Origin of the sequence: Nostoc sp. CENA543 (assembly GCF_002896875.1) — a bacterium.
In the GTDB taxonomy this organism is placed as follows: domain Bacteria; phylum Cyanobacteriota; class Cyanobacteriia; order Cyanobacteriales; family Nostocaceae; genus Trichormus.
Window position 1 is genome coordinate 4,407,863 of the sequence record NZ_CP023278.1, and the last position, 14,423, is coordinate 4,422,285.

Genomic DNA, 14,423 nt, shown 5'->3' on the forward strand with positions numbered 1-14,423 from the left:
CTACGCTATACATACATCTTCGGATAAATGCAAAATAGTAAAACTTGCAACTGTGTATTTACAAGTGTGGGGTGAAATTTTGGTACTGATCATCAGGGAAAGAGCAACACTAGAACAAGTTGAGCAAATGCTGCAAACCTTAGAACTTTATATCAAAATAGCAGTAGATATAGAGAGAAATATTTTAGCAGGTGGAGGAGAAAAACACGCTTTCTGTGAAGCAGTATTGCTGGAAGATGGTAGTAGACAACGAGATATTTGGGGTGCTGATTGGATTCCCTTTAACCAGTCAATCGCTTATGAGTCAATTATTAACATTCGCCCCAGTTAAAATAATCGCTCAATGTTAATTCAAGATCCAGAGATTCGAGAACGTGTTAAAAAAATCGCTCAGGAGTTAATAGGGGGATATGAAGCAGAATTTAAATGAAAACAAAGCGCGATTTCAAGGTGATAACCCATCAAAACGCTTGGGATACATAGCGGAAAACTTATCCAGAATTAGAACATTTTCTCATACTGCTGATAAAGAAGCAGTTGAGAGTGTAGTAGATGAAACCATATGCTTTATTGAGTGGACAGCCCCAGAAATTGAACCGGAATATGCAGAGGAATTAGTTAACATTCAAGTTGAATTAGCACGATGGAAATTAAAGTTTGATAATCTTTGGATTGATGATAGCGAACGTAAAAAAATGGAGGAACAATCTAGTGCTTGGTCAGAGCAAGTCTTAGATATGTCTGGATTACAATCTCAGTTCATAGCATAATCATCAATCCATTTATACAGAAATAATTAATCGTATCCACCGATTATTTTCCCAACTTATTGGGAATACCTTCACAACCGCCGGGAATTGTGCTTCTGGTTTTTTCTCCACCCCAAGCGCAGCAGTAATAACGATTAGCATCAGACATTCTCTGCACGTTGCTGAAATCAGCGTTTTCTACTACTGCGCCTGTGTGTTCGCCAGTCTCATAGTCTGGGGGTTCGGTGCGGCTGCGGGGTGATGCGGCTTCTAGTGAGCCATAGAATAGGCGTACACCATTGAAGTCAGCACCCCTTAAATCCGCATCATATAGAATGGTGCGGGAAAGGTTGGCTTTGACTAAATCGCAACCACTGAGGTTAGCGCGGACAAGGTTGGCTTCACTCAAATCAGTCCAGCGTAAATCTGTGTTAGCAAGGTCGGCTGCTGCTAACATGACACCTAAATCTATCACCCGCACGCCTTCTAAACGGTCTTCTGCATAACCGCCAACACCGTTGAGGATGGCTCTACCAAGACGACGATCGCGTTTTAGGGGTGTGAGTAATTTAGAACGGGACAAAAAACGCAAAATTTTCGCTTTCCCACTACCATCAACACTACTAAAAATCGCTGCCGTCCGACCTTCTGCGATCGCTCTTTCTTGTGGCCAGTCTTCTAGTAATCCTTCTTCATCTAACACCAAGTCAGAAACGCCTTGAAAATAAGAATCGATGGTTTGTTGTTGGGTAATAATATTTTGCTGCACCGTTAGCAGATTTTGCTGAATTGTCAAGTCTTTAGAAATAATGTACTGTCGCCAAGCCACAAACACAGCAATAATCGCAATCAAAATTTGTCCCAATGCACCGAACCATTCCGCCAAAGTTCCCGACGCATCCCAATTAACCCGTTTACCCCAAAACAGCAAGCGATCGCTCACACCAGTAAACTTCAATACGCCAACGAGCGAGACTATTAACCCCATTAAGGCAATAAATATAGTTCTATTCTGCTCAGATAACCGTTCCTGGACTAGATACTTTATCCAAGGCCAAAGGATTAACAAAGATAGCAGCAACGTTAACACCGTTCCCACCACACCGATAATCCCATTATTCACAGCCACGCCAACACAAGTCATGGCGATCGCCACCACAGTCATTAACAATGCTCTAGGCTTAATTGTTAATTGAGGCTTGCGGCTCATGGAAAAACTAGAACGAGCGTTTTGTAAGGCTACGGTATTTTGCGGAGATTGCAAAGACGAAATCGCCGCCAAAGCTTGCTGTGTAGCCAGCGTTTCTGATGTCAGGCGATTTTCCTCACCTGGACTTGCACCATCAAAATCATCTGGTTGCAAGTCATCATCAAGTCCCGATTCTGGGTTTAGGGGTTTAGAAGAATTAGATTCAATCGTCATGTCTACTATTTTGCACTAGCAAGTCAATTACCTAAAGTATTCCCTCTGAAAGATGAAGGGGATTGGGGATTGGGGACTGGGGAGACAAGGTAGATTTGTCTTTCTATGCCCTGATGCTAATGACTGTTGACTATTGACTATTCATCTATCAGTAAAAATATGCTACTGTTATGTATAATTTCCCAACATATTGTTACAAACAGTAAACAGTCAAAACACACACAAAACTATCTAAACGCATTCGTGATAGTTGATACGATTCTAAAAAATGGGTAGTTTTAACATTGTTTTATGAGTTCTGTCGTTACAGCATGGCTTCTTGGCGTGGCTTAATTGCCTGTGGTTTTATTACTTGTTTGACTTTTGGGTGTAGTGGTGATCTAAACGCATCCACAGCCAAGACTCAGGAAGTAGTCAAGAAAATTAATGTTTCCCAATTTGTTGCTGAAGCACAAGATAGTAAACAGGCAGAAAAGTTATTTGTACAAGGAAATAATCTATTAGATGCGCGACGCTATCAAGACGCTATAGGGATGTATGATCAAGCGATCGCCATTCAACCAGAAAATGCAGATATTTGGATTAACCGAGGTAATGCCCTAGCATCTTTACAAAAGTATAAAGACGCTCTCTCATCCTACGATAAAGCGATCGCCCTCCAGCCAGAACAGGATGAAGCTTGGTATAACCGAGGTAACGTGTTAATTACCTGGCAAAACTATAAAGATGCAATAGCAGCATACGATAAAGCGATCGCCCTTGCACCTGACAAAGCCGCAGCCTGGATTAATCGGGGAATTTCCCTTAGTAAACTGCAACGCTATCCAGAAGCTTTAAAGTCCTATGAGCGAGCGATCGCCATCAAGCCAGATAAACCCGAAGCCTACTATAATCGAGCTTGTACCTACGCCTTACTTAGTGATACCAAACTAGCAACCCAAAACTTACAAAAAGCCATACAACTTGCCCCTAATAAGTATCAAGAATTAGCCAAAACTGACCCAGATTTTGATAAAGTACGTAATAGTAAGGAATTTAGGGCGATAGTCAATAGTCAATAGTCATTAGTCAATAGTCATTAGTCATTAGTCATTAGTCATTAGGGCTTAGAAAGACAAATCTACCTTGTCTACCTTGTCCCCAATCCCCAGTCCCCAATCCCCAATCCCCAATCTATGAAAAAACTTTTAATCACTGGAGCAAGCGGATTTTTGGGGTGGCATTTGTGCCAAATAGCTCAAGAAAATTGGGAAGTTTATGGAACATATTATTCCCATGATATAGAAATTCCAGGTATTAAATTAATCAAATTAAATTTAACAAACTTTGCTGAAATTAAGCAGGCATTTAGTGAAATTAAACCAGATGCAGTAATTCATACAGCCGCTTCTTCACAGCCCAACTTTTGCCAGCTTCACCCTGAAGAATCATACACAATTAACGTCACTGCATCTTGTAATATTGCTGGACTTTGTGCAGACTATCAAATTCCTTGCGCTTTTACATCCACTGACTTAGTTTTTGATGGTTTGAACGCACCTTATCAAGAAACAGATGCCACTTGTCCTGTGAATATTTATGGTGAGCAAAAAGTCATGGCAGAAATCGGAATGCTAGAACGCTACCCCATGACAGCAGTGTGCAGAATGCCTTTAATGTTTGGTAATGCCACACCTACTGCTAACAGTTTTATCCAGCCATTTATTGATATTTTAAAACAGGAAAAAGAACTGAAGTTATTTACTGACGAATTTCGCACACCAACGAGTGCTAATACTGCGGCACGAGGTTTATTATTAGCCTTAGCAAAAGTCAATGGTATCATTCATTTAGGCGGCAAAGAAAGAATTTCCCGCTATGATTTTGGCAGAATTTTAGTTGAAGTGTTCCAACTTCCCGCCACCGGATTAAAAGGCTGTCTGCAAACAGATGTCAAAATGGCTGCACCCAGACCAAAGGATGTCTCCTTAAATAGTTATCAAGCCTTTAAATTAGGATACAAACCTCTTTCTATCAAAGAAGAATTAGCATCTCTTTATTCTGAGTACAAGATGGTAAATAATTAAAGTTTTGTAGTGAGAACTTTAGTTCTCGGAGTAGGACTAAAGTCCTTACTACGAACTTTATTTTATCATTATTTATTGCGAACTGCGAATTGGTATTATGGTGTACGCAAATAAATTACCTGATTTTGATTGTTATAGATAAATAAAGGTAAACTGGCATTTTCACTAATGACTATTAATGCTTCTTGTAGACCTTGCCAATGATTGGCAATATCAGCGATCGCACCGGAATTATTATTAGTATCTTCAGAAAGACTATTTTGGAGAAGTTGTTCGTATTCAGGGGTGATTCTGACAATAATTCCCTTTTCATCGACTGTGAAGTTGCAAATTCTGATATTACTAGAACAGGTTTTTTCTAAATCGACACGAGTTTGTCGCCAGGCATTATCTAGTTCTAGTTTTGTTTGTGCTTCCTTAAGAGCCGCAGAATATGCAGGAATCAGACTTTGAGCTTGACTATAGTACAAGCTATCATTCGAGATTTGTTTAGCTGCTTGTAAAGCCTGTTCCCAATAGATAACAGCTGCTTGCCATTGCTGTTTTTGTTCGTAACCTTTAGCTTGTCTAGCAATAGTGCTAAGTTGCTGGAAATTTTTTGCACCTAGTTCTTCCAGGGTGACGCGATCGCGCGCTCTGGCTAATTTAGGTTTATACTCCAGTAAAAGTTGTTGTGCCTCTTGGTAGGCTGGACTAGTCTGAGGAATAACATTCAAGGCATTAATCGTGATTTGCCAAGTAGACTGTACTTTTTGCCACTCTTTCAGACTTTGAGCCGTACTTTCTCGTTGCGTGGCGACAGTAGCCACAGCTTTAGCATCCACCAACTTTTTCAGCCATTTTTCTTCTGCTACCAATTGTTGATTAATAGTTTTGAGACTGGCACGATATTTCAATAACCTGGGTGAAATCAATCGGTAAAGGTCATTATTAGGACGAATCGCTTCTAAAGGCGCAATAGCTTGTCTCCAGAGGTTTTGTCTAGCTTTTAATTCCTCTGGGTTTTTTGCAGGTGTTTGCATTTTTTGTTCTGCAACAGCAGCAGCCTGTAAAGCCTTCAGCACCTGATCAATTTTTTCTGATTGAGCAGACAAACCAGATTTAAGTTCTTCTGCTTGTTGATGACGCGATGACCACCAGGGGATCACTGATAAAGCTTCACTCGTTTTGTTCAGCTGTTCGGTAATAACAGCTAAATCCTGGTCAGACTTAGCACGAATGAGTAATTGTCTAGACTCAGTTTTCAGTTTGGTTGCGGCTTGCAGTTCTTCACACTCAGACATCACACAAGGACGAGTTACCACATAAGCACCTGCACTACCAAACACAAGCACTCCTATCAACCCCATACCCAAAAACATCAAAGGAAAAGGTCTACGGTGTGGAGTTGTTAATAAATCTGGCGTACCCGCTAAAGGGTCAAAGATTTCTTCTTCTTCATCTTCTGATTGACTAATTGGCGGCGAATAAGCCAGGGGAAATTCCATCGAGGAAGAAGCAGATTCTTCTTGAGCTACTTCCTCATCCTCTGCAACTGAGGTTTCTACTGGTTCAGGAACTTTAATATTCAAAGAACGTTTGGCATAAGGCAATTTTTCCCCCACCATTCTCAAAAAGCATTGAATTCGTTGCTCATTATGTGATGCTAGCGAATACAACACTTCCTCAATTACAGAAAAAACTTGCTCAGTGTCAACATTTATACTAACTGGGTGTTGAATCAGAATCATCAACTCGTCTTTGTTGACAGCACACTTAATGTGGAAAACTTCACCAGATGGGACTTCTGCCAGGAATTGTTCCTGTAAGGTTCTGGCTAAAATTTGCAAATCTTCCTGCTGGACTGCTACTGTCATAGAGCTTTCCTGCTGGTTTTCTATATGATGTTTTTTATCTTTAACGGACTCAAATGGAGATTTTTCGTTGATTGAAGGCGGATGCACAGTTTAACCAACCATAGTCATAAAAATCCAATAGACCAATTTTTTAACACACAATTTGGCGTTGTCACGAAAAATTAAAGTGTGGGTCAATAGTCAATAGTCAATAGTCAATAGTCATTAGTCATTAGTCATTAGTTCTTCTCCTCTGCTCCTGCTCCTAGTCCCCAATCCCCAGTCTCCAGTCCCCAGTCCCTAATTTAAGTGAAATCACTGAGAAAATAATTATGTTAGTCCAAGACAATATACGCAAGTTAGTGTTAGAAATTAAATGTGCTGCATTTACTGGATTCGATAGAATTGATACGTGAAACATTAGTTTTTATAGTTACCCAAGGTTTGGTTATCTGATTGGGATGCAGTCCAAAGCCCAAAAACAGCACCAAAATAATTCGCTGAAAGTATAAATATTCAGGTGCGGAACAATGGATTTATTAGAGTATCAAGTTAAAGAATGGTTTGGTGAAATCGGCATTCCAGTATTGCCTTCCCAACGTATATATCATCCTACAGATTTAAAACGGCTGAAAATTCACTATCCGATTGTACTAAAATCGCAAGTACACGCAGGCGATCGCGCAAAAGCTGGAGGTGTGAGAATTGTAGAAACCACCATCGATGCAGTAGCGGCGGCTCAAAATATTTTTAATTTACCTATTTGGGGAGAATTACCAGAAGTTGTACTGGCAGAATCTAAATACGTTGCTAGTCAAGAATTTTATTTAGCCGTAGTTTTAGATACTGCCATTTGCCGACCCATCCTTTTAGGTTGCCAAGAACCGGATGTAGATTGGGAATTAGCCGGTGAAAAAATGCAATATGTGGTTGTGGAACAGGAATTTTCGCCTTTTTACGCGCGGAGATTAGCTTTAAAAATGGGTTTGCAAGGCGCACTGATGCAATCAGTCAGTGGTGTTTTAGAGAAACTTTATCATTTGTTTTTACAGAAAGACTTAGACCTAGTAGAAATTAATCCCCTCGCCATCAATCATGCAGGGGAAGTCATGGCACTAAATGGTAAAGTTCGAGTCAATCAACGAGCCATAGGGAGACATCCAGAAATTGCCTCAATGGCTGCTAAAATGGTCGGTCATCATGGCAAAAATCAGATTAATACCCGGTTGGGTGACTGGGATAGTTTAGCAATGCAAGGTAAAATTGGCATCTTGGGCAATGGTACAGGCTCAATGATGGCAACCTGTGATTTGGTCAGTAGTGCTGGCGGTAAACCAGGTATGTGTTTAAATCTCCGACACGCCTCGATTATTGAAACTGCACCTACTACATTTTGCGATCGCCTCATCAAAGGCTTAAATATTTTAGCTGCTGATAAAAGCATTCAGGTAATACTCATTAATCTTCTCGGTAGTATTCCCGAACCAGAAGCCGCAGCTTCCGCTATTGTTGAATTTATCTCACAGCACCAAAACGAACAAACATCATCAAATTTACGCACCAACGGCAATAAACGAGAGTTGAATTCACCCCATATAGTAATTCGTTTAGCTGGTTCAGAATTAAACGCCGCTAAAAACGTTTTAGCTCCATTAGAAACTGATGCTTACAGGCTCATCATAGTAGAAAATCTAGATGAAGCCGTAGCCACAGCAGTTAACTTAGTTAAACCCCCCGCCTACCAAAAAGTGTCGTAACCGTGACATATAACAAGTGACAGGTGACAGGTGATCAAGGATATAATTCTCCCAGTCCCCAGCCTTTAAATTTTGGATTTAGGATTGACAATTTTGGATTCAATTCAATCTAAAATCCGTCTTGAAAAGTTTCCTACGGCGGGAAACCCGCCTACAGAACTTTTGTCTTCGACACGCTACGCGAACGCAAAATCTAAAATCTAAAATTCCTAGTCCCCAATCCCCAGTCCCCAACTATGAACTTAACGCCAGAGAGCAAAGTTATCATCCAAGGCTTCAGTGAATTTATTTCAGCCACTCATGTTGCTCAAATGAAAGCCTACGGGACAAATATAGTAGCTGGTGTCGCTCCTGGACGTGGTGGACAGGAAATCTATGGTTTACCCGTATTTGATTTGGTAGAAGAGGTAGCGGAGAAATTTGGTGTGATTGACACAACAATTATTTGTGTCCATCCATACCAAGTTTTGGATGCTGCTTTAGAAGCGATCGCTTCTGATATTAGTCAGATTATCATCATCTCTGCTGGTGTACCGCCTTTGGATATGGTGCAATTACTCCGCAAAGCTGAAGATTATGAAACTTTGGTAGTCGGCCCCAACAGTCCAGGAATTATTGTCCCAGGAAAAATCCTTTTAGGTACACACCCCAGCGAATTTTACACACCAGGTTCAGTAGGTATCGTGAGCCGTAGCAGTACCCTCACCTATGAAGTAGCCTGGGAACTAACAAAAGCAGGTTTGGGACAGTCAATCAGTGTCAGTATTGGTAGTGATGCCATTGTTGGTTCTTCGTTTTTGCAATGGCTGCAAATATTAGATGAGGATGACACGACCGAAGCCATTGTATTAGTCGGTCAACCTGGTGGCGGTAGTGAAGAAACCGCCGCCAGATACATCGCCGAAGCCATTGATAAACCAGTTGTAGCCTACATTGCAGGTAGAGAAGCACCACCGAGAAACACCTGGCGACAAACCGGAACTTTAGTCACCGTCGTGGGTCGTCCACCCAACTTTGGGACAGCACAAAGCAAAATCGCCGCCTTTGAAGCCGCAGAAGTCCCCGTTGCAGAACGTCCATCTTTAATTCCCGAACTATTAAAAAAGTCAATTAACCTTTGAATTTTAGATTTTGGATTTTAGATTTTGGATTGAATCTAAAACTGCTTGACTAATGACTAATGACTAATGACTATTGACTATTGACTATTGACTATTGACTAAATCTCTAACTCTTGTTTCTCCGTAAAACACATAGCAACTCCCTTTTCGTAATAGGCAGCTTCATTAATAAAAATAGGGTAAACCGTCGATGTGCCTTCGTAGGCGATCGCTTGACCATCTAAAGTTAAAAATATCGGGTCGCCTGGGTTTAAGGGTTCATAATCACGATACTGTAATTGCGGGTGAATCATCGCTTGAATTTCACCATCTTCATTTCTGGGAAAATCTATAGAACCTATTAACTTATACAATGTGAGTTGATTTTTAACTTCCAGAGTTTCGCCCCGACTATATCTATCTAAATAATCTAAAATTTGATAAATTAGGTTCTCAGTATTTTGAAATAACTCTGCATTCAATACACCTTGAGCCACCGCACCCACTTCGACCACAAACCCCAAATTACAAAGAGAACGGAGAAAATCACTACCTGCTTCGGGTATGGTGTAGCAAACCTTAACTAAAGGATTAATCGCACTCAAATAAGCCGCTAATTGTAAAAGCAAAGGCTGTTGATTACCTAAAATTACGCTCAAACCCATATTAGCAGTTGTACTATGTAAATCAATAACTATATCTGCTTTAGTTTGGGTATCTTCCTTTAAAATTTTCGCTATATTTTTCGCTTGTATATCTTCATAAGTTGATAATGTATTATCTTGTAAATCTTTAGCTAAAAAACAACGATTTAAATCTTTTTCTATATAGCGTCTAGTTGCAGCAAAGGCTTGAGGATTAGCTAATAATTTCAAAATTTCAAAGCTATAATTTTCTATTAATTGAGGATATTGAGTAAATTTCCTTACTAAAAATGCACCTGTAAATTCATTTCCATGAGTTCCCCCAACAATAGCAACACGATTGATTTTATTCATCCAAAATTCACCTAATTTAATTAGCCAAATTATTTATATAAACGTATAGAAAAATCTGCAAACTGAGACGGTATAAAAAAGCTTCTCATCCCCACACCCCCAATTCTAAGCGCGATCGCCAGGAAGATAATCTAAACTCAAAGGAAGACCATTTACAACTGCTGCCATGTCTTCGACTTTAGACTCCTTACCGCCTGCGCTAGCTAAAATCGTCCAGCGTTTTCAACGGGTGACAGACCAAAAAAGACGCACCGAACAGCTAATTGCCTATGGTAACAAGCTAAAAGGTTTCCCTGAAGCCGAAAAATTACCAGAAAACAAAGTTCCTGGCTGTGTTTCGCAGGTTTACATCACCGCTACACTCCATGATGGTAAGGTGATGTTTCAGGCTGATTCTGATGCCTTCATCAGTAAAGGGATGGTTGGTCTTTTGATTGAAGGATTAAACGGCCTCACTCCCACAGAAATCTTACAACTCACACCAGATTTCATTCAAGAAACTGGTTTAAACGTCAGCCTCACTCCTTCCCGTGCCAATGGATTTTACAACATATTTAAAACTATGCAAAAAAAGGCACTGGAATGTAAGCTAGACGTTCCTAGTTAGGGGTTTAGGGGTGCAGGGGTGCAGGGGTGTGGGGGTGTAGGGGTGTAGGGGTGCAGGGGTGTAGGGGTGTAGGGGTGCAGGGGTGCAGGGGTGCAGGGGTGCAGGGGGAAATAATGTTGAAAATCGACAAAAAGCCGAAAAACTAAGCTTTTTTACTTTTGCCTTTTACCTTTTGCCTTTTGCCTTTTACCTTTTACCGTCATCAATACCAAACTTTAGTCAAATGTCTACTAGTTTATTATCAACCTATGACCCTACTGGATTTGGTGGAGTAGTTCAAGAATATCAATGGCAATGGGAAAATCAACCATTGCGAGTGGTTTATGAAACTCTCGGCAATGGTTCACCTGTATTACTATTGCCCGCTTTTAGCAGTGTTTCTACTCGCCAGGAAATGGCTGATTTAGCTAGGCTACTTGCTCCCCAATTTCAAGTAGTAGCCTTAGACTGGCCGGGATTTGGGGAATCTTCACGCCCTAATTTAGATTATCGACCAGAAATTTATCAGCAATTTCTCACAGATTTCGTTCAGGCTGTTTTTTCTACCCCCATTACGGTGATTGCGGCTGGCCACGCTGCCAGTTATGTACTGCAATTAGCACAACAACAACCTCATGCTTTTTCCAAGATTGTGTTAGTTGCACCTACTTGGCGCGGCCCTTTACCAACGATGGGAGCAAATCCACAGGTGGCTGGTGCAGTTAGGGGATTAGTGCGATCGCCTATTATCGGTCAAATCCTTTACTATCTCAATACCACGCCCGCTTTCTTAAAATTTATGTACCGTCGCCATGTGTTTGTCGATACGGCGAAACTCATACCCAGTTTTATCACCAAAAAATGGCACACTACCCAAAAACCAGGCGCGCGGTTTGCATCGGCGGCGTTTGTCACAGGTAACATTGACGCGGTACACAATCAAGCTGATTTTCTCAACTTAGTACAGTCCTTATCTGTTCCCTTGATGGTAGTTATAGGCGAATCTAGTCCCCCCAAATCACTCGCCCAAATGGAAGCCGTCGCCGCCCTTCCAGGAGTTAGAAGCGTTGTCCTTCCTGGTACTTTAGGAATGCACGAGGAATACTCGGCAGAGGTTTTTGAGGCCATTCAAAGTTTTCTGTGATTGGCTTCGCCTGAAAATAATGGTAGTGGCGTGGCAAGGCGAATCCCAACATAGATATCGGTGTTGGGTTTCCTGACATCAAACGCCACTCGCCCCAAGCCGGGAGACTCGTCCAAGGCGGTGGCTTTCCAACCTACAATTTTTTTTGGTAACAAATGGCGTGTAAGGTTTTTGATAAAACTGGCACTAGCCAATCTTGTAACGGTAAATTTCTTTATGGGGATAAAAAAAATGTATATGTTTAATTCCCCAGTTATGTATAGTTACTAGGTTACTTTTTTCTATTAGAGTGTGAGTTGCGCTGTGATTGGCTATCGGATCTAAGTTGTTGTCGGCCGTTGGTGATAATTCGCAACATATCTTTTAAGTCTTGTTCGATACCTTCTAAGACATGATCAGCGTATTCATCAGCACCACCTTCGATTTCTTGAGCCTGCGCGATCGCAGTTTGTCGCATTTCCTCTAATTCTTGTTGACAAGCACGCCGCTTTAACTCAATTTCATTCAGGGTTTCTTTCATCATCGCATCACATTCTTGCTGCACTTGTCGCCGCAATTGTTCTGCTTCTTGTTGAGCCTGCCTGACAATATCACTTTCCGCTAAGATTTGCGCTCTTTTGACCTGAGCCGCATCAACAAGCTGTTGTCCATATTCTTCAGCCTCTAAAAGAATTTCATCTTTCTGCTCTAGGATGGCGGCTGCTTCCTGAAAAACTGAAGGTAAAGAAACCCTGATGTAATCTAGCTGTTCTAATAACTTTTCCTCATCTATGATGGTGCGTCCCGTCAGAGGGATGCGGAAACTAGAGAGGATGAACTCCTCTAGGCGATCGAGTTCTTGCTGAATATCTACGCTTCCTGGTTCGGGAATTTCTCCGGGAGAGATTCCGTTGGTGTACTCTGGGGGATAGCTTCCGTTGCGATTGGGTTCGCCGCTATTGGATACTTGTGGTTGTAGCATTTGTATATATCTAGGGCAATTTGAGGGGGGACAAGATGATCGACTGAACCACCAAATCTTGCGATCTCTTTTACCACACTACTACTTAAAAAACTATATTCATTTGATGTCGCTAAAAAAACTGTCTCTATTTGAGTAGAAAGTGTTTTATTAGTATGCGCCATCTGTAGTTCTACTTCAAAATCAGAAATAGCCCGTAGACCCCGTAACAAAACTTGTGCTTTTCGTTGCTGGGCATAATTAACAGTTAAACCATCAAAGCTATCCACCTCTACATTAGATAGATGTTTTGTAGCTAGACGAATCTGTTCTATACGTTGCTGTACGCTAAATAGTGGTACTTTATTGGGGTTACGCAATACAGCCACAACTACCCCATCAAACAAACGACTACCACGCTGAATAATATCAAGGTGTCCGAGAGTTATGGGATCAAAGCTACCAGGATAAATAGCAATCACAATTTTGACGGTATCAGAGTTACTGAGGAGATTATATAGGAATTGGGGCAGGGGGCAGGGGGCAGGGGGATTGGGTAGACAAGGGAGGAGAAAAACTAATGAGTAATGAGTGCTGTTAGCGGAAGCGGGGCGTTGAGCAGCGTGCTGAGTGAATGAGTAATGAGTAATGAGTAATGACTAATGACTATTGACTAATGACTAATGACTAATGACTAATGACTAATGACTAATGACTATTGACTATTGACGATTTGGGGAACTTTACATGGTACTGGATTTTGCTGCTTTACCTTTGGCGTTTGTATTCACTTCTCCAGGGCCGGAAATCGGCTCTACGCCTCTTCGCTGGTATGGCTTATTAATTGCTATTGCTGTCTTAATTGGTGTCAGCCTTTCCCAATACCTTGCAAAACGTCGTCAGATTGATCCAGATTTATTGAATGATTTGTCAATTTGGCTGGTAATTGCGGCAATTCCTGCGGCGCGCATTTATTATGTTTTATTTAAGTGGTCAGATTATGCTAAACAGCCTGGCAAGATTATCGCTATATGGGAGGGAGGTATTGCCATTCATGGAGCGATTATCGGTGGTATTTTGGCAGCTTTAATCTTTGCGAAACTTAAACGCGTTCCTTTTTGGCAATTAGCCGATTTAGTTGCGCCTTCACTGATTTTAGGACAGGCGATCGGCCGGTGGGGTAATTTCTTCAACTCTGAAGCCTTTGGTCGTCCTACCAATTTACCGTGGAAATTGTACATTCCACCAGAACGCCGCCCTTTGAGTCTAGCCAATTACGAATATTTTCATCCCACGTTCCTCTACGAATCTGTGTGGAATTTAATGGTTTTCGGTTTGCTTTTAACCTTATTCTTTCGCAGTTTATCAGGTAAGCCACGCCTGCGCTTAGGAACATTATTTATGGTTTACTTGGTAGCCTACAGCATGGGACGCTTTTGGATTGAAGGACTTCGCACCGATAGCTTAATGTTGGGGCCTCTGCGAATTGCACAAGTAGTCAGCCTCAGTGGAATGACATTAGGATTAGCCGGATTAGCTTGGCTTTATCTCCTAAAACGCCCTTTACCTGATGTCGTATCCACCGTAAAAGAGCAGCCAAGGGGACAGGTGACTGGGGACTAGGAATTTTAGATTTTAGATTTTGGATTTTAGATTGAATCTAATCCAAAAGACGCTCCTGCGTCGCTAACGCTACGCTAACGTCAATCCCAAATCCAAAATTGAAAGGCTGGGGACAAGGGGGACAAGGTAGACAAAGTAGCAGGGGAGAAGAAGCTAATGACTAATGACTAATGACTAATGACTAATGACTAATCCCTAAAAA

General features: G+C 41.3%; 15 protein-coding genes. 9 read left to right on the forward strand and 6 right to left on the reverse strand.

Features of this window, described 5'->3' with window-relative positions:
• The first annotated feature begins 52 nt into the window (after positions 1-52).
• Positions 53-331, forward strand: coding sequence for a DUF5674 family protein (locus CLI64_RS18175; protein ID WP_374703944.1), 279 nt, complete (start codon positions 53-55; stop codon positions 329-331).
• A 79-nt stretch (positions 332-410) separates the two neighbouring features.
• Positions 411-770: a hypothetical protein gene (locus CLI64_RS18180; protein ID WP_103138520.1), complete on the forward strand. Its 360-nt coding sequence runs from the start codon at positions 411-413 to the stop codon at positions 768-770.
• A 43-nt stretch (positions 771-813) separates the two neighbouring features.
• On the opposite strand, the gene CLI64_RS18185 is transcribed toward CLI64_RS18180, so the two are convergent.
• Complete coding sequence (locus tag CLI64_RS18185) at positions 814-2,172, reverse strand: pentapeptide repeat-containing protein (RefSeq protein WP_103138521.1); 1,359 nt, start codon at positions 2,170-2,172, stop codon at positions 814-816.
• A 311-nt stretch (positions 2,173-2,483) separates the two neighbouring features.
• On the opposite strand from CLI64_RS18185, the gene CLI64_RS18190 reads away from it, so the two are divergent.
• Together CLI64_RS18190 and CLI64_RS18195 are read left to right on the forward strand one after the other, a co-directional pair.
• Positions 2,484-3,233, forward strand: a complete 750-nt coding sequence (locus tag CLI64_RS18190) for a tetratricopeptide repeat protein (RefSeq protein ID WP_103138522.1) — start codon at positions 2,484-2,486, stop codon at positions 3,231-3,233.
• A 114-nt stretch (positions 3,234-3,347) separates the two neighbouring features.
• Positions 3,348-4,238 (forward strand): NAD(P)-dependent oxidoreductase, encoded by an 891-nt coding sequence (locus tag CLI64_RS18195; protein ID WP_103138523.1) that lies wholly within the window; start codon positions 3,348-3,350, stop codon positions 4,236-4,238.
• A 95-nt stretch (positions 4,239-4,333) separates the two neighbouring features.
• On the opposite strand, the gene CLI64_RS18200 is transcribed toward CLI64_RS18195, so the two are convergent.
• Positions 4,334-6,094, reverse strand: a complete 1,761-nt coding sequence (locus CLI64_RS18200; protein WP_103138524.1) for a hypothetical protein — start codon at positions 6,092-6,094, stop codon at positions 4,334-4,336.
• A gap of 509 nt (positions 6,095-6,603) precedes the next feature.
• On the opposite strand from CLI64_RS18200, the gene CLI64_RS18205 reads away from it, so the two are divergent.
• On the forward strand, positions 6,604-7,830 hold the full coding sequence (locus tag CLI64_RS18205) for a succinate--CoA ligase subunit beta (protein WP_103138525.1): 1,227 nt from the start codon (positions 6,604-6,606) through the stop codon (positions 7,828-7,830).
• Between the two features lie 236 nt (positions 7,831-8,066).
• On the forward strand, positions 8,067-8,951 hold the full coding sequence (locus tag CLI64_RS18210; RefSeq protein ID WP_103138526.1) for a CoA-binding protein: 885 nt from the start codon (positions 8,067-8,069) through the stop codon (positions 8,949-8,951).
• A gap of 98 nt (positions 8,952-9,049) precedes the next feature.
• Here the strand turns inward: CLI64_RS18210 and CLI64_RS18215 are convergent, their stop codons facing one another.
• Entirely contained in the window at positions 9,050-9,928 is an 879-nt protein-coding gene (locus CLI64_RS18215; RefSeq protein ID WP_103138527.1) for an aspartoacylase, read from the reverse strand.
• A gap of 166 nt (positions 9,929-10,094) precedes the next feature.
• Here CLI64_RS18215 and CLI64_RS18220 point away from each other — a divergent pair, with 166 nt between their 5' ends.
• Together CLI64_RS18220 and CLI64_RS18225 are read left to right on the forward strand one after the other, a co-directional pair.
• A complete protein-coding gene (locus tag CLI64_RS18220) occupies positions 10,095-10,535 on the forward strand; it encodes a SufE family protein (RefSeq protein WP_103138528.1) in 441 nt (146 codons plus the stop codon).
• A 223-nt stretch (positions 10,536-10,758) separates the two neighbouring features.
• Positions 10,759-11,658, forward strand: coding sequence for an alpha/beta fold hydrolase (locus CLI64_RS18225; protein ID WP_103138529.1), 900 nt, complete (start codon positions 10,759-10,761; stop codon positions 11,656-11,658).
• Here the strand turns inward: CLI64_RS18225 and CLI64_RS30865 are convergent.
• The 3 genes from CLI64_RS30865 to coaD form a co-directional block, all read right to left on the reverse strand.
• Positions 11,643-11,852: a hypothetical protein gene (locus CLI64_RS30865; protein ID WP_157943293.1), complete on the reverse strand. Its 210-nt coding sequence runs from the start codon at positions 11,850-11,852 to the stop codon at positions 11,643-11,645. The genes CLI64_RS18225 and CLI64_RS30865 overlap by 16 nt on opposite strands.
• A 77-nt stretch (positions 11,853-11,929) precedes the next feature.
• On the reverse strand, positions 11,930-12,619 hold the full coding sequence (locus CLI64_RS18235; protein ID WP_103138531.1) for a DivIVA domain-containing protein: 690 nt from the start codon (positions 12,617-12,619) through the stop codon (positions 11,930-11,932).
• Positions 12,508-13,080: a pantetheine-phosphate adenylyltransferase gene (gene coaD / locus CLI64_RS18240; RefSeq protein ID WP_103138532.1), complete on the reverse strand. Its 573-nt coding sequence runs from the start codon at positions 13,078-13,080 to the stop codon at positions 12,508-12,510. The genes CLI64_RS18235 and coaD overlap by 112 nt, the downstream gene beginning before the upstream one ends.
• A 265-nt stretch (positions 13,081-13,345) precedes the next feature.
• Between coaD and lgt the strand changes: the two genes are divergently transcribed.
• Complete coding sequence (gene lgt / locus CLI64_RS18245) at positions 13,346-14,221, forward strand: prolipoprotein diacylglyceryl transferase (protein ID WP_103138533.1); 876 nt, start codon at positions 13,346-13,348, stop codon at positions 14,219-14,221.
• The last annotated feature ends 202 nt before the right edge of the window (positions 14,222-14,423 follow it).